Source organism: Nonomuraea mesophila, from assembly GCF_004352805.1.
Classification (GTDB): domain Bacteria; phylum Actinomycetota; class Actinomycetes; order Streptosporangiales; family Streptosporangiaceae; genus Nonomuraea; species Nonomuraea longispora.
On the sequence record NZ_SMLD01000065.1, the window covers coordinates 1 to 19,489 of the forward strand.

The window sequence follows — 19,489 nt, forward strand, 5'->3', positions numbered from 1 at the left end:
GATGGAAGCCACCCCCACCCCACCGGCTGCGGGTGCCGAGGCCGCCGACGTTCCCTCCGCCGTGGATGACGCGGAAGAGACCGTGGACGCCGGTGCCGGGCAGGACGTGTCTGACGGGTCCGGGAGTGCGCCGGACGCGGTTCAGGAAGGGGAACCGTCCGGCCAGGGCGCGGAAGACGTACGCGAAACGGCGGGCGGCCAGGAGACCCCGGCGAAGGACCAGGCGACCGGCGGCCGGGCGAGGCCGACGCTGGTCCCGGTCGGCGGGTTCGGCGGACCGGACAGGACGACCGGCGAAGAACCCACCACCTCCGGCACGACCGGCGGAGATCGGGCCACCTCCGGCACGACCGGTAGAGATCGCGCCCTCTCGGGCACGACCAGCGAAGAACCCACCACCCCCGGCACGACCGGCGGCCGCGACGCGGCGGCGAGCCGTCACGACGCCGGGCCCGACGGTGACCCCCAGGCGGGGCGGCGGGGTGCGCGGCCGGGCGGGCGCGGGCAGGATGCGCCGCCGTTGCGCGGTGAGCCCGGCCGGGGCGGCGAGCTGGTGCCGCCGGTGCCCGTTCCGCGCCCCGGCGAGGGCCGGGTGCGCCGGGTCGAGTCGGTGGTCGGGCGCGACTCCGGCGGCTGGAGGCGGATCGCCCAGGTGGTGGTCGGCGGGGGCGGCGTACGCACGGACGGGTCGGAGATCGACGAGGCCAGGGCGAGGGCCGTGTTCGGCGGCAGCCGCAGGGTCGTCGTACTGGGCTGCACCGGCGGCGCGGGGCAGAGCACGACCGCGCTCATGCTCGGCCACACCTTCGCCCGCTACCGCGAGGACAGGGTAGTGGCCGTCGACGCCAACACCGGCGGCAGCACCCTGACCAGCAAGATCGAGCTGGAGACCCCTGAGACGCTCACCTCGCTGCTGTCCGGCCTCGACCGGGTCAGCGGCTACCGCTCCATGCGCGGATACACCACGAGGACGGCCTCCGGCCTGGAGGTGATCAGCGCCGACACCGACGCGGGCGCCGAACAGCGGCTCGCGGACCGGTCCCTGTTCTCCGACCACCGGCTGGGCGAGTCGATGCGCCTGCTGGACCGCCACTACAAGCTGGCCGTCATCGACCCGGCCGCCGCGCTGGCGGCACGGGTCCTGCCGTACGCCGACCAGCTCGTGCTCGTGGTCCCGGCGAGCGAGGAGGCGTCCGAGGCGGTGGCGATGACGTACGAGTGGCTCGACGGGCACGGCTGCGCGGAGCTGCGCAGGCGTGCGGTGATGGTGGTGAACGGCGTGAGCAGGCGTTCGATGGCCGACGTCGAGCAGGCGGAGGCGGTGGCCAGAGGCAGATGCCGGGCCATCGTCAGGGTCCCCTGGGAGGACGATCTGGCGCCGGGCGGCGCGGACGTCGTCGACCCCGGGCAGTTGCGCGCGGCCGGGCGGAGGGCCTACCTCGCCCTCGCCGGCGTGGTGATAGCGGGCTTCGCGGCACAGGCACAGACCGTCCGACCGAGCGAAGAGGAGTTGGCGAGTGACCCCCCGGGCACGAGAATCGGTGAGCGATAAGTGAACAAGCGAGCAGGCACAGCCCGTTCATGCGCTGAGGGGGCGGCATGAGCAGGGCGTCACGAGCGCACCAGCGCCTCGCGGTCCGCTATTTCGACGACCGCATCCTGCTCACGGACACCTGCGCATGGGCGTACTTCAGACTCCCGACGGTCAGCTACGAGTTCGTCACGCCCGAGGAGCGCGAGGCGCTGGCGACCAACATCACGATCGCGCTGGCGGCGATCAGGATGCCCGACGCCGAGGTGCATCTGAGGGTCGCACACCGCACCTACCCCGCGGCGGAGTGGGCCATGGCGCTCAACACCACCTCCGACGAGGGGCCCGGCTGGCGCGACTATCTGGAGGAGATGTACCGGCACGTCTGGGCGAAGGACTTCTGGTCGAAGGAGGTCTACCTCGGCGTGCGGCTCGGGCCGCGCGGCAAGCAGCTCGGCAGCGGCGTGCTCAGCCAGCTCCTCGGCTTCTACCAGAAGACCGAGAAGACGCTCGGCATGGAGGACGACCACGTGCCCGACAGCGAGATCGGGCGGTGGACGGAGCAGGCGGAGCGGCTCGGCAGGGCGCTGGCGTCGAGTGCGCTCTACGCCAGGCACGCGACCTCCGTGGAGGTGGCGTGGTTGTTCCGGCACGCGGCCGCGGGCGCGCTGGGCGATCCGCCGCCGTCGGCGAGCCCGAAGCGGCGTTGGGGCAAGGGCGAGATCGAGGCGCTGGTCGAGGGCGAGATCCACAACGGCAGGTCGTTGTTGCGGATCGTGCAGCCGCAGGGCGAGTCGTACGTCGCCCATCTGTCGTTCGCGCGTTTCCCCGACCTCATGCCGTTCCCCGACGGCGAGCCGTGGATGCACTTCGCCGACCAGCTCGCCTTCCCCGTGGAGGTCTCGTCGCGGATGCGGCTGATCCCGCCGGTCAAGGCGTCGAAGGACGTCGCGCGGAAGCTGGCGCACGCCCGCGACATGGACCACCACATCCGGGAGGCGGGCGCGGAGGCGCCGCTGGCGCTGGCCGAGCAGATCGACGCCGCCCGGATGCTGGAACACGGCATCACGAAGGAGCGGCTGCCGTTCGTGTACGGCTGGCACCGCCTGATCGTGTCGGCGCCGACCGAGGACATCTGCGTGCAGCGGGTGGAGGCGGTCGTCGAGCACTACCGCGACATGGGCATCGACGTGGTCAACTCGACCGGCGACCAGTTCTCGTTGTTCTGCGAGGCGTTGCCGGGGGAGAAGGTGCAGGTCAACGCCTACGCCCAGCGCCAGCCGCTGCGTACGATCGCGGGTGGCATGGCCACGGCGACGGTCGACCTCGGCGACCGGCTCGACGACGGCAGCGAGGGCTGGCTGGGCCCGTACATCGGGGAGACGGTGGGCAGGGCGCGCAGCATCGTGCACTTCGACCCGCTGCTGGCGGCCAGCCGTAACCGGCCGACCGCCATCGCGATCACCGGCGAGCCGGGCGGCGGCAAGACGACGCTGGCGCTGCTGATGATCTATCAGATGGCGTTGCGCGGCGTGACGGTCGCGGTGATCGACCCGAAGGGCGACGCGGAGTCCCTCGTACGGCTGCTCGACAAGCGGGGCCGCAAGGCGCGCATCATCCCGCTCGGCTCGGCCGCGCCCGGGCTGCTCGACCCGTTCTCGTTCGGCGACGACATCGCGGCGAAGAAGACGATGGCCACCGAGACGCTGCGGTTGCTGCTGCCCCGGATGTCGGAGGAGCGCGAGTCGGCGATGATCCAGGCGGTGGCCGCGGTGTCGAACGCGCCCGACCCGTCGCTCGGCAAGGTCGTCGACTTCCTGGAGCGGGCGGACGACGCCGCGTCGAAGAACCTCGGCGCGGTGCTGCGCTCCATGTCGGAGATGCACCTGGCCAGGCTCTGCTTCGACCCTTCCGGCGGCGACCAGATCGACACGGAGGGGTGGACGACCGTGTTCACGCTGGGCGGCCTGACGCTGCCCGACGTGGCCACGACGAGGGACGACTACTCCTACGAGCAGCGGCTGTCGGTGGCGCTGCTCTACCTGGTCTCCCAGTTCGCGCGCAGGCTGATGAACGGCCTCGACCGGCGCGCCCCGAAGGCGATCTTCCTGGACGAGGCGTGGGCGATCACCTCCACGCCCGAGGGCGCCAAGCTGGTGCCCGAGGTCAGCCGGATGGGCCGCTCCCGCAACACCGCTCTGGTGCTGGTCTCGCAGAACGCGGGAGACCTGCTGAACGAGCAGGTGACCAACTGCCTGTCGTCCGTGTTCGCGTTCAGGTCCACCGAACGGGTGGAGGTGGACCACGTCATGTCCCTGCTCGGGGTGGAGCCGTCGGAAGAGCACAAGGCCGTGCTGCGCTCGCTCGGAAACGGCGAATGCGTATTCCGTGATCTGGATGGCAGGGCGGGCCGCATCGGAGTAGACCTGATCTCCGAAGAACTTCTCCGTTGGCTCGACACGAACCCCACACACGACAAACCCGTCGCCGACGGGCATGATGATCTTCAGGGGGGCGTGGGCAGAGCGCAGGAGGTACGGTCATGAAGGTCCGGCTATCCCGACGACTCGCGCTGGCGTTCGCGCTCGTCACCGCCGTGCTCGTGGTGCCCGTCGTGGTGGGAGGCGTGTCCGCCCCCGCTGCCGCGGCCCCCTGCGACCTGTCGGGCGCGCTCGCGCCCGAGGTGATCGGCGGCGGCACCGACGGCATGATCCAGCCTCCGCCTCCCGAGGGCGGGGCGCAGCCTCCGAGCACCAACTACGGCCAGTTCGGCATGAGCGGCCAGTTCTGGCACACCCACGAACTGGGCTGCTCCGACTACGTCGCCGTGCTCGGCAACATGTGGGCCAACGGCATCTTCACCGCCGCCAAGGCCGTCGACCGGCTGACGATCACCACCTATCAGGCGGCCGCGACCGAGGGGCCGCTCCAGTCGATCAAGGACGTGGTCGACGACATCGTCACGAGCCTGGCCGACGCGATGTACTGGCCGCTGCTCCGCCCGATCGTGATCATCGGTGCGATCTGGCTGGCCTGGTACGGCCTGATCCGCAAGCGGGCCACCACGACCGCCGAGGGCGTGATCTGGATGGTGCTCGCGGTCACCGTGGCGGTCTGGTTCTTCAGCAGGCCGGGTGACTTCACCGGGCTCGGCAAGGTGGTCACCGACAAGACCGGCGAGGTCGTCAACTCGGCGTTCTCCGGCCTTCCCGGCGCGGGCGGGGCGTCCTGCCTGCCGCCTCCCGGCGACAGCAGTCCCGAGCTCAAGCCGGGCGGCTACGGCCAGACCGGCACCCCGGGCGTCGAGCAGAACGCCGACGCGCTGTGGTCGACGCTGGTCTGCAAGCCGTGGCTGGTGGGCCAGTTCGGCACCTCCGACCCGCAGCAGCCCATCGTGCGCGACTTCGGCCGCAAGATGCTGGAGATCCAGTCGATCCCGCCCGCCGTCGCGGGCCAGCCCGCGCCCGACGTGGGAGCCCGCCAGTCGGAGTACGCGGAACTGGCCTCGCAACTGCGGAACGACCCCCGCTACACCGTCTTCTCCGGCAGGGACTGGTCCAACCGGCTGGGCGTGGCCGTCGGCGCGTTCATCGCCGCGCTGGTGGCCGGCACGCTCATCTTCCTGGTGGCGGTGTCGCTGCTGGTGCTGAAGGTGGGTTTCCTGCTGCTGCTCATCCTCGGGCCGATCTTCCTGCTCATCGGCGTGCACCCGGGCAGCGGGCGCATCATCGCCATGCGCTGGGTGGAGATGCTCGTCGGCACGCTGCTGAGACAGGCGGTCCTGACGATCGTGCTCAGCGTGCTCGTGTACGGCTACGCGCTGATCATCTCCACGGCCATGCCATGGGGGTTGCAGGTGCTGTTCATGGCCCTGCTGACGATCGCGGTGTTCTTCTACCGCCGTCCGTTCCAGCACCTGTTCGCCTCGCTGAACGGCCACACGGTCACCACTCGCATGCTCGGCGAGGCGGCCGGCTCGTCCGTGCTCGAACGCTCCGCGGGCGTGCTGCCGCCGGTCGCGTCGGCCAGGATCGGACGCTGGGGGCTGCGCAAGGCCGAGCCGGTCATCAGGGCGGCGGCCGCGGCCAACCCGGCCGGGGTGGCGGCCACGGCGGCGACCGGGCAGGCCAGGGTACGCGCCGAGGAGGGCGAGGGCACTCCCTCCGGCACCCGCGTGCCCGCCACGGCGGCGCCCCTCGACACCGACCAGCAGGGCGGCAAGGCGTCGACCAGGGCGCCGCTCGAACCACGCAGGGGTACGGCACCACCGCTCAACCTGGGCACGCCCACCCGCACGCGCGGCGGGGCGGGCGGTGTCCGGCGAGGCGGCGGTCCTGGCGGTTCCGGAGGCGGTTCCGGAGGCATGGCGGGCGCGGGCGCGGGTTCGGGCTCCGGCGGTTCCGCGGGTTCGGGCGGCTCCGGCGGGGGCTGGTTCGGCGGCGGGTCCGGCGGCGGCTGGGCACGGCGCGGCGGATCGTCGGGCGGCTCCCGTAACGGCTCGTCCGGCTCCTCGCGCGGGTCCAGGTTCGGCGGGTCCGGCGGCACGCGGTCGCGCGGCTCCGGCGGCGGGCTGTTCGGCGGCTCAAACGGCTCAGGCCGGTCCGGCGGTTCGCGGTCCGGCGGGGGCGGTGGCCGCGGCCAGGCAGGCCCGCGCGGTGGCCAGGCAGGCCCCCGGATCTTCACGTCCGGCGAGTCGCCGTCGCGCTCCTCGGAGGCGCCCCCGCTCTGGCTGCGCAGCGGCGGCGACGGCGGCGGCTCCGGAGGTGACAGCCCCTCCGTGCCGTTCTGGCTCAAGCCGAACTCCCCCGACAAGGACTGAACATGGCACAGCCAGGTGACAGGCGCGGGCTCGCCTTCGCCGTCATCGTCGTGGTCGTCGCCGCGGTCGGCGTCTACCTGACGATCGGGCCCTCGATGGAGGAACCGGCGGAGCCCGCGCCGGAGGCGACCTCCGCGGCCGTCACACCGGCGGTGTCGAGCACGCCGCTGGCGACCGCGAGCGCCGAGCCGTTCGACGTCTACTCCTACCTGCCCATGCAGAAGGAGCAGCTCGCCGCGGCGGCGGACCTGGCCGAGCGGTTCGCCGCCGAGTACGGCACGTTCCGCCACGACGAGGATCCGGCGGCCTACGCGGCGCGGTTGAAGGCGTACACGACGGCCGAGTTCGGCAACGAGCTGGCCAGGACCGTCTCCTCTGCGGGCACGATCGAGCAGAACCGCGACGACGAGATCGTCTCCACGGCCACGGCCAGGCTGAAGGAGATCAGGCAGGTCGAGAAGACCTCCGTCGTCTTCGTGATCAGCACCACCCGGCAGGTCGCCGCGAAGAGCGGAGACAAGCGGCAGGACGAGGAGTTCGCGGTCACGGTGAGCCAGCAGGGAGCCGACTGGCGGGTCTTCGACCTCCGCCCGGCGACCGAGGGCCAGGAGGGAGACATTCTTCAGTGAAAGGTACGCGTCTCGCTCTCGTGATCGGCCTCGCCGGGGCGTTGATCCTGGTGGCGGTCATCCTCTCGCCGATGTTGCTGATCTCCTTGCCGTCCTTCATCTCGGGAGGCGGCACCTCGGTCGACTGCGAGGACGACACGCAGGTGGAGGAGGTGTCCGACTCGGGCAGCTCCGACATCCCCGGCGATTACCTGGAGCTGTACAAGAAGCACGGCAAGAAGATCGGCGTGCAGTGGAACATCCTGGCCGCCGTGGGCAAGCGCGAGACCGACCACGGCCGCTCCGACCTGCCGGGCGTCAAGAACGGCACCAACCACGCGGGCGCCGCCGGGCCGATGCAGTTCCTGATCTCCACATGGGGCGGCAAGGCCAGGATCGCGATGTCGTCCGACTTCAACGGCTACGCCTCCGACGGCGACGGCGACGGCGTGGGCGACGTCTACAACCCCGCCGACGCCATCCTGGGCGCGGCGAAGATGCTCAAGCGCAACGGCGCGCCCGAGAACGTGCGGCGGGCGCTGTTCGTCTACAACCGGGCCTGGTGGTACGTCGACCAGGTTGTCGAGATCGCCAGAAAGTACGGCAAGTCGGGCGAGGTGAAGGTCCCGCCGCAGGCTTCGGAGGAGTGCGACGACCCGCTGATCGAGGCGGCGCCGAGCGACGTCGTGGCCAAGATCCTGAAGTACGCGCTGGACCAGCGGGGCAAGCCGTACCTGTGGGGCGGCACGGGGCCCGACGCGTTCGACTGCTCGGGCGTCATCTACGCGGCCTACCGGGCGGCGGGGCTGGTGATCCCGCGTACGACGTTCGTGCAGTGGCCGTTCGGCGTGAAGGTCCAGGAAGGGGAGGAGCAGCCGGGCGACCTGGTGTTCTTCAACTCCGGTCCCGGCACGTCCGCGAACAACCCCGGTCACGTCGGCCTGGTCGTGTCCAAGGGCAAGATGCTGGAGGCCCGCTGCCGGCTCTGCGGGCCGATCAAGGTCACCAGCTACCAGGCCCGTACGAACCGGGTGGGCTTCACCCGTCCCCTGCAGAACCCCGACGTGCTCGAACAGCTGAAGAAGCTCCGCAATCCATCCCTGTGAGGAACGTGACGTGATGAGCACGGTCATGGTCGTGGCCGCGGTGATCGTCGCCCCCGGCGGCCGGGTGCTCGCAGCACAGCGCGCCGAACCGGCGGCGCTGGCCGGCGGGTGGGAGTTCCCCGGCGGGAAGGTGGATCCCGGCGAGGACGAGCGGGCCGCGCTCGTACGCGAGTGCCGCGAGGAGCTCGGCGTCGAGATCGCGGTGGGCGAACGTGTCGGCGGTGAGTGGCCGCTGTCGCCGGGGTACGTCATGAAGGTGTGGCTGTGTTCCCTGGTCTCGGGCGTGCCCGAAGCCAAGGAGCACCTGGCGCTGCGGTGGCTCGGTCCCGGCGACTATTACGACGTCGACTGGCTGGGCGCGGACCTGCCCATCATGAAGACCGTGGAGAACCTGCTGCCCCGGTGACAATCCACTCACTCTGTGTGACATGATGATGACTCGGTGTGATTTGTCGCAACGGGGGAGTGGCCATGATGCGGCGTGGCTGGATCATTGCCGGGGCCCTGCTTCTGACGGCGGTTCCGTGTGTGCCCGTGGGGGCCACCGGGGTGTCGCTGGTGCTCGAGCGGATCAAGGGGTCCGAGGGCACGGGCAAGTGGGTCAGGACGGGGGACGTCCAGCGGTTCAAGGTACGGCTGAACGGGATGGGCAGGGGCGCCAGGGTCGCGGTGGCGGCCAGCCCGGCGGAGGCGCTGGCGGACGTCGTCTGCGTCCCGCCGCCCGCTCGTTCCGACGGCCCGGAGGCGGCCGGTTCCGGCGTCACGGGGCCTGCCGGGCCCTCTGACGCCGGAACGGGGCCTGCCCAGCCCACTGACGTCGGAACGGCGCGTGCCGGGCCCTTCGGCGCCGGAACGGGGCGTGCCCAGCCCACTGACGTCGGAACGGCGCGTGCCGGGCCCTTCGGCGCCGGAACGGGGCGTGCCCGGCCCGGAGCCGCCGCGCCTGATCCCGCGACGGTGGACCGGGCCGCCGCGCCAGGCAACCCAGGGGAGGCGGCGTCCGAGGCGCTCGCCCTGCGGGCGTTGGAGGGGCACTCCGGCTCCACCCGGGCCGGCGGCGTGCTGCCGGGAACGCGGGTGTGCACGCTGGGCAGGGTCTCCGGGGAACGGTCCGTCGACGTGACGCTCACCGCACCGGCCGGGGCCAGTGCCGTCGCGCTGGCGGCGGTCGCCAGGATGCGCACCGGCTCCGGTGACGGCCTGACGACGACCATGGCCGGCACCGCCACCACGCGGGTCAGGAACGCCGTGTCGTCCGGTCGCCGCGGTGACGCTGATGTGCTTCCCGGCCCGCAGGACCGCTTGCCGGGTCACCACCCTGACGGCCCCTACGGTCTGCCACCGGTCTGGCCCGTACCTGTGTGGCCTGGAGCGGAGGGCCCGCCGCCCGCCGGTCCCGTGGCCGGGTGGTCGCCCGCCGGTCCTGCGGCCGGGTGGCCGGCGCCCGGTTTCGGCATGGAGGTCTGGCCGCCCGGGGGTCCTGAAAGGCGTGACGAGGAGCGGCTCGCGATGCGGCGCGGCGTGCGCGAACCCGGCACGTCGGGCTCACGAGCGCGTGGACTCGTGGAGGCCGGGCCCACGCAGCAGTCGGAGGGCCGGTCTCGGGGGGCCGGGCAGCCTCGGGCGTACGAGGAGTCGCCAGGATCGATACGGGCTCAGGGGCCCGCGCCCGTGCGCCCGCAGGGGTCGATGCCGGAGGCCGCGGATTCGCGACGGGCGGTGCCGGGGACGGGGCATGTGCGGTCGCAGGGCGCGATGCCGGAGGCCGGGCATGTGCGGTCGCGGGGATCGGTGCCGGGGGCCGCGGATTCGCGAGGGGTGACGCCGGAGGCTGCGGATTCCCGGGGGGCGGTGCCGGGGGCCGCGGATTCGGGAGGATCAGTGCCGGGGGCTGTGCATTCGCGGGGGTCGGTGGCGGAGGCTGCGGATTCGGGAGGGTCGGTGCCTGAGGCTGCGGATTCGCAAGGGGCGGCGCCGGAGGCCGGGGCTGTGCAGTCGCAGGGGGCGGTGGCAGGAGCCGTGCCTGTGCGGTCGCAGGAGGGGGCCGTGCCTGTGCAGTCGCAAGGGCCCGTGCAGGGACAGGCGTCCGCGCAGCCTCAGGCGTTCGTGCCGGCTCACAAGGCGACCCCCGCGCGCTCTCAGGGCGCCGCCCAGGTCCGTACGACCGCGCAGGCCCAGGGCTCGACCCGATCCCGGGGGATGGTGGGGTCCCAGCCGTTGCCTGAGGGGTTCGGGGAGCCGTGGAACGACGGTGCCCAGGCGATGGGGGGAGACGTACCGCCGCCTGAGGTTTCTTTCCCGCCGGCCGCGGGCCCAGGATCGGCGCCGTTGCCGTTCGAAATGGTGTCGTCGGCGAAACGGGTGCCCCCCGAGGAGCGGGTCAGCATCGTGGACGGCGTGCCGGGTTTCCTGTTGACGGCCGCGGCCGTCGGAGTGCTGCTGGGGGCATTGCGGCTCATTGTCACGGTACAACGAGGACGTAACCGGAAATTGGAGATGTAAATCGGTCTTTACTGTTACTTTGACCCGGCTAGGATTTCCTTGACCATGGTTTCGGGACTGTGCGGAGGACAACGGTGGCACGCACACGAGCGACGGCCGTGTCCGCGATCGTCCTGGCGCTGGGCCTGGCCGGTGCGGGAGCGGCTCCGTTCGTCGTGCAGGGCGCCAGCGCCTCTGCCTCAGCGTACGACCCTGTCGAGGGGTGCAATCCCGGCGAGGTGTGCGACGCGTACCCGGAGAATCCCGAGACCACGGTGACGGTCACGGCGACGGCCGGCGAGCCGCAGCCCGACGAGCCGGAGGAGGAGCCGGACCCGGAGACGACGATCACTCAGACCGTCACCGCGACTCCTACGAAGACCAAGAAGAGCCCCACGCCGACGAAGTCCACCAAGACCCCGACGCCGAGCGCCACGCCGTCGACTCCGCAGCAGCCGCCGCCGCAGCCGCTGCCCACGCAGAGCGTCGAGGTGCCGCCCAGCACCTCCGCCACCGCCACTCCCGAGGAGAGCGTGGAGATGCCGGCCGTCGCGCCGACCGACACGCCGACCGACCCGCTGCCAAGCGAGACGCCGCCCGCCTCCTCCGAGGAGGTGCCGCTGGAACTGCGGAACGCGGCGCCCGAGTTCGACCAGCGCACGCTGACGCAGAAGCTCAGCATCCCCGCGCTGGTGCTGGTGCTGCTCGCGCTCTTCGCGGTGCTCATCTTCGAGGGACGGCTGCGCCGGATGGCGCACGCGGCGGCGGTACGCAAGGCGGGGCCGGCGGGTCACCCGGAGATGCCTCCGGGCGGCGGTTACCCGGCGGGCCCCGGCTACGCCACGGCGGGTTTCCCCGCCCCCGGCTATCCGGGCGGCACGGCGTACGCGCCGATCATCAGCTTCGTCCCGGTGCAGACCTACCCGGGCGGCCAGGTGCAGTACGGCGCCGTCTACCAGGAGCCGCAGCCGGCCCCGCCGCAGGACTACCCGCAGCCGGAGCCGCCCCAGGCGGAGGAGCCGGTGGTGCTGCGCCCGGACGAGTTCGGCTCCTACAGCCACGAGCCGCCCAAGCAGAGCGAATTCCGTGACCCGTTCGAGCCGGTGATCCCGCCGGCGGACATCCCGCCGGGCGGCGCGAGCCCGTACGAGGACGACAAGGAACGCCCGATCCCGCCGGCCTCGGCGGCGGAGCCGGGCGACGCGGAGCCCTGGCAGGGCCAGCCGGCCTCGTTGTTCGAGCCGCCCGCCCGCGGCGGCGCCGACTACGACCCGCCGCCCTACCTGCCCGCCGACGGCGAGGTGACCGCGGTCCAGCCCCTGCCGGACCAGCCGACGCCGGAGGAGCAGCCGGCGGGCGCTCAGGAGGGGCAGGAACCCGCGCAGGAACCCGCCCAGGAGACCCCGCCGGGCGATGCCAAGCGCAAGCGCCGCTGGGGCCGTAAGAAGTAGAGCGGCACGTACGAACCACGAAGGCGGGGGCCGGACGATCCGGCCCCCGCCTTCCGTGTGTCAGCGCCCTACGAGGAGGAACTGCGCTTGAAGATCTTGTTGCCCAGCCACACCAGCGGGTCGTACCTGCGGTCGACGACGCGCTCCTTCATCGGGATCAGCGCGTTGTCGGTGATCTTGATGTGCTCGGGGCAGACCTCGGTGCAGCACTTGGTGATGTTGCAGTAGCCGAGCCCGTGCTCCTCCTGGGCCGTCTCCTGCCGGTCCGCCACGTCGTACGGGTGCATGTCGAGCTCGGCGATCCGCATGAGGAACCGCGGACCGGAGAAGTTGGTCTTGTTCTCCTCGTGGTCGCGGATCACGTGGCAGATGTTGTTGCACATGAAGCACTCGATGCACTTGCGGAACTCCTGGGACCGCTCGACGTCGACCTGCTTCATCCGGTATTCGCCGGGCCGGACGTCGGCCGGCGGCGTGAAGGACGGGACCTCCCGGGCCTTCTGGTAGTTGTAGGACACGTCGGTGACGAGGTCCTTGATGACGGGGAACGTGCGCATCGGCGTGACCGTGATGGTCTCGTCCTCGCTGAAGGTGGACATCCGGGTCATGCAGCCCAGGCGCGGCTTGCCGTTGATCTCCATGCTGCACGAGCCGCACTTGCCCGCCTTGCAGTTCCAGCGCACGGCCAGGTCGGGTGCCTGCGTGGCCTGGAGCCGGTGGATGATGTCGAGGACGACCTCGCCCTCGTTGACCTCCACGGTGAAGTCCTCGAGTTTGCCTTCGCCGCCCTCACCGCGCCAGACCTTGAACTTTGCCTTGTAGCTCATGACTTCGCTATCCCGTCGAACTCGGTCATCTCTTCGTCGGTGAGGTATTTGCTCAGCTCGTCGCGTTCGAAGAGACCGATCAGGTCGTCACGCATGCGCGGCTGGACCTTCTCCTCGACGTGGACCGAACCGTCCTCGGTGGAGCAGACGAGCAGCTTGCGGCGCCACTCCGGGTTCATCCCGGGGAAGTCGTCGCGGGTGTGCCCGCCGCGGCTCTCCTCGCGCAGCAGCGCGGCGCGCGCCACGCACTCCGAGACCAGCACCATGTTGCGCAGGTCGATCGCGAGGTGCCAGCCGGGGTTGTAGATGCGCGAGCCGGCCGCGCCGACCAGCGCCACGCGCTCCTTCAGCTTCTCCACGACCTGGAGCGCCTCGGAGATCTCGTCGGGCTTGCGGATGATGCCGACCAGCTCGTTCATGGTGCGCTGCAGCTCGTGGTGCACCTCGTAGGGGTTCTCGCCGCTGCGTCCGAGCGGCGCGAGCGCCTCCTCGCGGGCCGCCTCGACCGCCTCGTCGGCGACCTTCGGCCGGCCGGCGAGCCCGTCGACGTACGCCGCCGCGCCCGCGCCCGCCCGGCGCCCGAACACCAGCAGGTCGGACAGCGAGTTGCCGCCCAGCCGGTTGGAGCCGTGCATGCCGCCGGAGACCTCGCCGGCCGCGAACAGACCGGGTACGGCCGCCGCGCCGGTGTCGGCCGAGACCTCGACGCCGCCCATGATGTAGTGGCAGGTCGGGCCCACCTGCATGGGCTCGGCGGTGATGTCGACGTCGGCCAGCTCCTTGAACTGGTGGTACATCGACGGCAGCCGCTTCTTGATCTCCTCGGCGGGAAGCCGGGTGGACACGTCGAGGAAGACGCCGCCCTGGGGCGAGCCGCGACCGGCCTTGACCTCGGCGTTGATCGCGCGGGCCACCTCGTCACGCGGCAGCAGCTCCGGCGGGCGCCGGTTGTTGGCCTGGTCGGTGTACCAGCGGTCGCCCTCTTCCTCGCTGGTGGCGTACTTGTCCTTGAACACGTCGGGGACGTAGTCGAACATGAAGCGCTTGCCCTCGGAGTTGCGCAGCACGCCGCCGTCACCGCGGACGGACTCGGTGACGAGGATGCCGCGCACGGACGGCGGCCAGACCATCCCCGTGGGGTGGAACTGGATGAACTCCATGTTGATCAGGTTGGCGCCGGCGAGCAGGGCCAGGGCGTGCCCGTCGCCGGTGTACTCCCAGGAGTTGGAGGTCACGACGTACGACTTGCCGATGCCGCCGGTGGCCAGTACGACGGCCGGCGCGTCGAAGAGGATGAAGTTGCCCGTCTCGCGCCAGTAGCCGAACGCGCCGGAGACCGCGTCGCCGTCCTTGAGCAGCCGGGTGACCGTGCACTCGGCGAAGACCTTGATGTAGGCCTCGTAGTCGCCGTGCGTCTCGTAGTCCTCCTGCTGGAGCGCGACGACGCGCTGCTGCAGGGTGCGGATCATCTCCAGGCCGGTACGGTCGCCCACGTGGGCGAGCCGCGGGTATTCGTGCCCGCCGAAGTTCCGCTGGCTGATCTTGCCGTCCTTGGTGCGGTCGAACAGGGCGCCCCAGGCCTCGAGCTCCCAGACGCGGTCGGGCGCCTCCTTGGCGTGCAGTTCGGCCATCCGCCAGTTGTTGAGGAACTTGCCGCCCCGCATGGTGTCACGGAAGTGCACCATCCAGTTGTCGTCGGAGTTGACGTTGCCCATCGCGGCGGCCGCGCCGCCCTCGGCCATGACGGTGTGCGCCTTGCCGAACAGCGACTTGCACACGATCGCCGTGCGCTTGCCCTGCTGGCGCGCCTCGATCGCGGCCCGCAGACCGGCGCCGCCCGCGCCGATGACGACGACGTCGTACTCGTGACGCTCTGTGTTTAGCGAGTTTTCCACTGAAGCTGGTCCTTACGCGTACGGGAAGGCGATGATGCCCTTGGCGACCAGTCGCACATAGAGGTCGGCGCCCATGACGGAGAACATCGAGGCCCACGCGAGTTGCTGGTGCTTGGCGTTGAGCTTGGAGACGAACGTCCAGGCCCGGTAGCGAAGCGGGTGACGGGAGAAGTGGTTGAGCCTGCCCGCGGTGATGTGGCGGCACGAGTGGCAGCCGAAGGTGTAGCCGAGGATGAGCACGGCGTTGAGGATCATGATCCACGAGCCGAGACCCAGCGGCTTGTGCACCACGGCCAGGACGGCGTCGTAGGTGAGGATGGCGCCGATCACCACCGCGAAGTAGAAGAAGTAGCGGTGGATGTTCTGGATGATCAGCGGGAACCGGGTCTCACCGGTGTACTTCCCGTGCGGCTCCTGCACCGCGCACGCGGCCGGCGACAGCCAGAACGAGCGGTAGTAGGACTTGCGGTAGTAGTAGCACGTCAGCCGGAATCCGCCGGGCAGGCCGAGGATCAGCAGCCCCGGCGGGAGTGCGTACCAGTCGCCGATGGGCGCCCATCCGAACAGCCGCGCGCCCTCGCAGACCTCCTGGGTCGTCAGGCAGGGCGCGGCGAACGGGGCGATGTAGGGCTCGACGAAGTTGCTCGTGTCGAGGATCGCCCACACGCCGTAGACAAGGAATGAGCTGAGCCCGAAGAACGTCACTAGCGGTACGAGCCACCATCGGTCGGTGCGCAGCGTGCGCACCTTGACCTGGGCACGCTGCCTTCTCGCTGGTGCTTCGGGCGTCGTTTGGGTCATCGCGGACCTCTCCACCTCCCGCGGACCCATCGCGCAGGGGTCCGTGGTTCTCGTATTCGCTGGGCGCGCGGATGGCGATCTCCGCTCAGGCGCGCATTGGTGGGGGATACGTTACGACGACAGGATCGAGTTTAGTGAGCCGGGTCACTCACAATTTCGATGACTCGCTGTGATTCCTGTCACGTAGCCGCGTCACAGGCGCTGCCCCGAGGTGGGAAGTTTAACCACCGTTACAAAAAAATTATCAATCTGTCGGACAACTCGGATGAATTGCTCGAAGTCCACTGGTTTGGACACGTACGCGTTGGCGTACAGCCGGTAGCTGTGCAGGATGTCCTCCTCCGCCTCCGACGTCGTCAGGATCACCACGGGGATCGTACGCAGCGCCGGGTCGTCCTTGACCTCCCGCAGCACCTCGCTGCCGCTCTTCCTCGGCAGGTTGAGATCGAGCAGGATGAGGTCGGGGCGGGTCGCGTCGCGGTATTCGCCCTCCCTGCGCAGGTAGGCCAGCGCCTGCTCGCCGTCGTTGACCACGTTGAGGCGGTTGCGCACCTTGTTGTGGTCGAACGCCTCCTTCGTCAGCAAGATGTCACCCTGATCGTCCTCCACCAGGAGAACGTCGATCGGTCGCACGTCAGTCATGATCGGCCTCCAGCCCCAGGTAGTGTCCAGCGGAACGTCGTGCCCCCGCCCTCCGTGTCGCCGTCCAGCCACAGTCTGCCACCGTGATACTCGACGATCTTGCGGCACAGCGCGAGCCCGATCCCGGTACCTGGGTACACGTCCCGGGGGTGCAGCCGCTGGAAGATCAGGAAAATGCGGTCGGCGTACTTCGGCTCCACCCCGATGCCGTTGTCGGAGCAGCTGAACTCCCACATGTCGCCCGACCTCTCCGCCCCGATGTGGACCCGCGGAGGCTCCTCGGAGCGGAACTTCACGGCGTTCTCGATCAGGTTCTGGAAGAGCTGGGTGAGCTGCATCCGGTTGCCGGTGACCCTGGGCAGCTCGTCGTGGGTGACCGTGGCGCCGGTCTCCTCGACCATGGCCGAGAGGTTCTCCAGCGCCGCCTCCAATGCCATGCCCGACTCGACAGGGGTCTTCTCGCTGGTCACCCGGCCGACCCTGGAGAAGTCGAGCAGATCGTTGATGAGCAGCTGCATGCGCTTGGCGCCGTCGACCGCGTAGTGGATGTACTGCTTGGCCCGATCGTCGAGCTGCGGGCCGTAGCGCTGCTCCAGCATCTGGCTGAAGCTGGCGACCTTGCGCAGCGGCTCCTGCAGGTCGTGGCTGGCGACGTAGGCGAACTGCTCCAGCTCGCCGTTCGACCTACGCAGCTCCTCGCTCTGGTCGGCGGCCACCCGCCAGGCCGCGACGATGCGGTCGCGCATGGAGTCGACGTGGCTGGCCAGCTCGGCCAGCTCCGCCGGCCGGTCGACGTACAGGACGTGGTCGAAGTCGCCGGCGGCGACCGTACGCACCTGCGTGGTGAGCCGCTCGACGGGGTTCAGCACCGCGTGGCGCACGATGAACGCCAGCCCGACGCCGCAGGCGAGCAGCACCCCGAACACCACGATCAGCGCGTGGTTCAGCCGGGTGAGCTGCGCGGCCACCTCGGGAGGCGGGGACAGCTCCATGGTCCTGGCGCTCATCAGCAGGACGACCGTGACCCCGGCCACGAACGCGAGAGCGGCGATCGCCCCGACGAACAGGAACCAGCGGGCGACCGGCAGCCGGCCCAGCCCCGTGGGCTCACGAGCGGGTGGCAGCGGGTGGATGCTCATGCTCTCCTCCTGGCGAGCAGCACCACGGCCAGGTCGTCACTCAGCGTGCCGACGTGGGTGATGAGCCGGTCGAGATCGATGTCACCGTGGGCGCGTACGAGCTCGACGAGGCCGTCCACGCCGATCTCCCCGCCGGGCTCGCCCACGGCCGCCTCGATCAGGCCGTCGGTGTAGAGCATCATCGTCCACTCCTCGCCCAGCGGGACGTCGATGACCCGCCACTCCACGTCGGGGAAGATGCCGAGCGGCGGACCGGAGGGCGCGTCGCACACCACCTCGACGTGACCGTCGCGTACCAGCACCGGAGGGGGGTGGCCGACCACGTGCATCCTCGCGTACCCCAGGCCGGGGGCGATGGTGGCCGTGCAGAGCGTGGTGAAGATTTCGGGGGCCTTGCGCTCGGCGCGCAGGAGCGCGTCGAGCGTGCGCAGCATCGTCTCGTCGGTCCGCCCGGCCAGCACCAGCGTGCGCCAGGCGATGCGCAGGGCCACGCCGAGCGCCGCCTCGTCGGGCCCGTGCCCGCAGACGTCGCCGATCACGACGTGCACGGAGCCGTCCGGCGTCTGCACGGTGTCGAAGAAGTCACCGGCCAGCGTGCCGCCACTGCCCGGCAGGTAGCGGGTGACGTGCTCGATCGCCTCGGTACGCAGCAGCGCGCCGGGCAGCAGCGCGCTCTCCAGCCTGGCGTTCTCCTTGGCCTGCAGCTCCGCCTGAACGAGCGCCAGATGGGTGAGGTCGGCCCGCTTGCGCTCCATCGCGTACCTGATGGACCTGGCCAGCAGGCGCGCGTCGATGTCCTGCTTGACCAGGTAGTCCTGGGCGCCCGCCTGCACGGCGGTGACGCCGACGTGGACGTCCCGCAGGCCGGTGAGCACCAGCACGGCCGCGTGCGGGGCCAGCTTCAGCACCTCTTCCAGGGCCTGCAGCCGGTTCGCGTCGGGCAGCGTCAGGTCGACCAGCACACACTGGATGTGTTCGTTCAGCTTCTCCTTCGCCTCGCGCAGACTGCGCGCCCAGAAGATCCTCGGCGGGGCTTCCGCCTCTTTGAGCAGCTCCTCGACGAGGAAGGCGTCGCCATCGTCATCCTCGATGAGGAGCAGCGTCAGCGTTTCTGAGAGATTTGCCGTCAAGACGCCTCTTCGGGGAGTTGGAGCGGTGGTGCTCATTCTGCGATGAGCTCCACCCCTTGTGGAAGCGTGCCCTCATGTCCAGATTCCACCACGAAAGCTAGCAGGATCTCGCGGAACGCCTGGGCCGCTCTGGTCGGTTCGACGTCCTTGCGGTGGGCGAGGGCGATCGTCCGGCTGAGCCCCGGCGGCGCGAGCGGCGTGCCCGACAGGCCGGGCCGCCCGTCGAGCACCATCGACGGCACCACGGCCACGCCCAGACCGGCCTCCACGAACCGCAGCACCGCGTCCATCTCGCCGCCCTCCACCGCGAACCTCGGCTCGAACCCCGCCTGCCGGCACGCCGCCAGCGTGGCCTCCCGCAGGTCGTAGCCGCGCCGGAACATCACCATCGACCGGCCGCGCAGGTCCTCGATGCGCAGGTAGGGCCCGCGTGACGCCTCGCGGGAGGGCGCGACGACCACGAGGTTCTCCCTGAGGATCTCCTCCGTCACCAGGACCGGGTCGTCGCTGTGCAGCGGCATTATGATCATCGACAGGTCGAGCTGCCCCCTGGCCAGCGCCCGGACCAGGTCACGCGAGCCGCCCTCCTCCACCAGCAGCTCGATCCCCGGGTACGCGCGGTGGAAGCGGGCCAGCGCGTCGGCCAGCAGCCCCGCGCACAACGACGGCGTGGCGCCCAGCCGCACGCGGCCACGGCGCAGCCCCGCGAGCTCGGCCACCTCCTGCCGGGCGGTGTCGGCGTCGGCCAGGATGCGGCGGGCCAGCGGCAGCAGCGCCTCTCCCGCGGCGGTCAGCGTGACGTTGCCCCGGGCGCGGGAGAACAGCCGGGCGCCCAGATCGTCCTCAAGGGTCTTGATCTGCTTGCTGAGTGACGGCTGCGCCACCCGCATGCGCTCGGCCGCCTGGGTGAAGTGCCTGGTCTCCGCGACCGCGACGAAGTAGGCCAGTTGTTGCAGCTGCATGTGATTTTCCTCGCATCGGCCGGCCGTCCCTGGCTTGGAGCGACCGTACAAACCAAGCATCATAGCTTCTGGCTATCGAAACGAGGCACTCGATGAC

At 70.6% G+C, this 19,489-nt stretch carries 15 protein-coding genes; 7 read left to right on the forward strand and 8 right to left on the reverse strand.

Annotated features, from left to right (window positions below; genetic code table 11):
• The 6 genes from E1295_RS23820 to E1295_RS23845 form a co-directional block, all read left to right on the forward strand.
• A partial coding sequence (locus E1295_RS23820) for a MinD/ParA family ATP-binding protein (RefSeq protein ID WP_425465362.1) occupies positions 1–1,552 on the forward strand: 1,552 nt, incomplete at its 5' end.
• 47 nt (positions 1,553–1,599) lie between these two features.
• Positions 1,600–4,077 (forward strand): ATP-binding protein, encoded by a 2,478-nt coding sequence (locus E1295_RS23825; protein WP_132632791.1) that lies wholly within the window; start codon positions 1,600–1,602, stop codon positions 4,075–4,077.
• The gene (locus tag E1295_RS23830) at positions 4,074–6,350 is read left to right on the forward strand and encodes a type IV secretion system protein (protein WP_132632792.1); all 2,277 of its coding nucleotides are present in this window, start codon (positions 4,074–4,076) and stop codon (positions 6,348–6,350) included. Before E1295_RS23825 ends, E1295_RS23830 begins: the two co-directional genes overlap by 4 nt.
• Positions 6,351–6,352: 2 nt before the next feature.
• Positions 6,353–6,979 carry a hypothetical protein gene (locus E1295_RS23835; RefSeq protein ID WP_132632793.1) on the forward strand — a complete coding sequence of 209 codons (627 nt, stop codon included), beginning with the start codon at positions 6,353–6,355 and terminating at the stop codon, positions 6,977–6,979.
• The gene (locus E1295_RS23840) at positions 6,976–8,064 is read left to right on the forward strand and encodes a C40 family peptidase (protein ID WP_246080285.1); all 1,089 of its coding nucleotides are present in this window, start codon (positions 6,976–6,978) and stop codon (positions 8,062–8,064) included. The genes E1295_RS23835 and E1295_RS23840 overlap by 4 nt, the downstream gene beginning before the upstream one ends.
• Before the next feature lie 13 nt (positions 8,065–8,077).
• Complete coding sequence (locus tag E1295_RS23845) at positions 8,078–8,470, forward strand: (deoxy)nucleoside triphosphate pyrophosphohydrolase (RefSeq protein ID WP_132632857.1); 393 nt, start codon at positions 8,078–8,080, stop codon at positions 8,468–8,470.
• Positions 8,471–10,202: 1,732 nt separating this feature from the next.
• On the opposite strand, the gene E1295_RS23850 is transcribed toward E1295_RS23845, so the two are convergent.
• Positions 10,203–10,523, reverse strand: coding sequence for a hypothetical protein (locus E1295_RS23850; RefSeq protein WP_132632797.1), 321 nt, complete (start codon positions 10,521–10,523; stop codon positions 10,203–10,205).
• Positions 10,524–10,640: 117 nt separating this feature from the next.
• On the opposite strand from E1295_RS23850, the gene E1295_RS23855 reads away from it, so the two are divergent.
• Entirely contained in the window at positions 10,641–11,996 is a 1,356-nt protein-coding gene (locus E1295_RS23855; protein ID WP_132632799.1) for a hypothetical protein, read from the forward strand.
• Positions 11,997–12,064: 68 nt separating this feature from the next.
• Here the strand turns inward: E1295_RS23855 and E1295_RS23860 are convergent, their stop codons facing one another.
• From E1295_RS23860 to E1295_RS23890, 7 genes are all read right to left on the reverse strand, one after another.
• Positions 12,065–12,823: a succinate dehydrogenase/fumarate reductase iron-sulfur subunit gene (locus E1295_RS23860; protein WP_132632801.1), complete on the reverse strand. Its 759-nt coding sequence runs from the start codon at positions 12,821–12,823 to the stop codon at positions 12,065–12,067.
• Entirely contained in the window at positions 12,820–14,718 is a 1,899-nt protein-coding gene (locus E1295_RS23865; protein WP_132632803.1) for a fumarate reductase/succinate dehydrogenase flavoprotein subunit, read from the reverse strand. The genes E1295_RS23860 and E1295_RS23865 overlap by 4 nt, the downstream gene beginning before the upstream one ends.
• Positions 14,719–14,730: 12 nt before the next feature.
• On the reverse strand, positions 14,731–15,519 hold the full coding sequence (locus E1295_RS23870) for a hypothetical protein (RefSeq protein WP_132632805.1): 789 nt from the start codon (positions 15,517–15,519) through the stop codon (positions 14,731–14,733).
• A gap of 192 nt (positions 15,520–15,711) precedes the next feature.
• Positions 15,712–16,161, reverse strand: coding sequence for a response regulator (locus E1295_RS23875; RefSeq protein ID WP_132632807.1), 450 nt, complete (start codon positions 16,159–16,161; stop codon positions 15,712–15,714).
• On the reverse strand, positions 16,158–17,300 hold the full coding sequence (locus tag E1295_RS23880) for a sensor histidine kinase (RefSeq protein WP_132632809.1): 1,143 nt from the start codon (positions 17,298–17,300) through the stop codon (positions 16,158–16,160). Before E1295_RS23880 ends, E1295_RS23875 begins: the two co-directional genes overlap by 4 nt.
• Positions 17,297–18,430, reverse strand: coding sequence for a PP2C family protein-serine/threonine phosphatase (locus E1295_RS23885; protein ID WP_132632811.1), 1,134 nt, complete (start codon positions 18,428–18,430; stop codon positions 17,297–17,299). The genes E1295_RS23880 and E1295_RS23885 overlap by 4 nt, the downstream gene beginning before the upstream one ends.
• A gap of 32 nt (positions 18,431–18,462) precedes the next feature.
• A complete protein-coding gene (locus E1295_RS23890; RefSeq protein WP_132632813.1) occupies positions 18,463–19,392 on the reverse strand; it encodes a LysR family transcriptional regulator in 930 nt (309 codons plus the stop codon).
• Between the last annotated feature and the right edge of the window lie 97 nt (positions 19,393–19,489).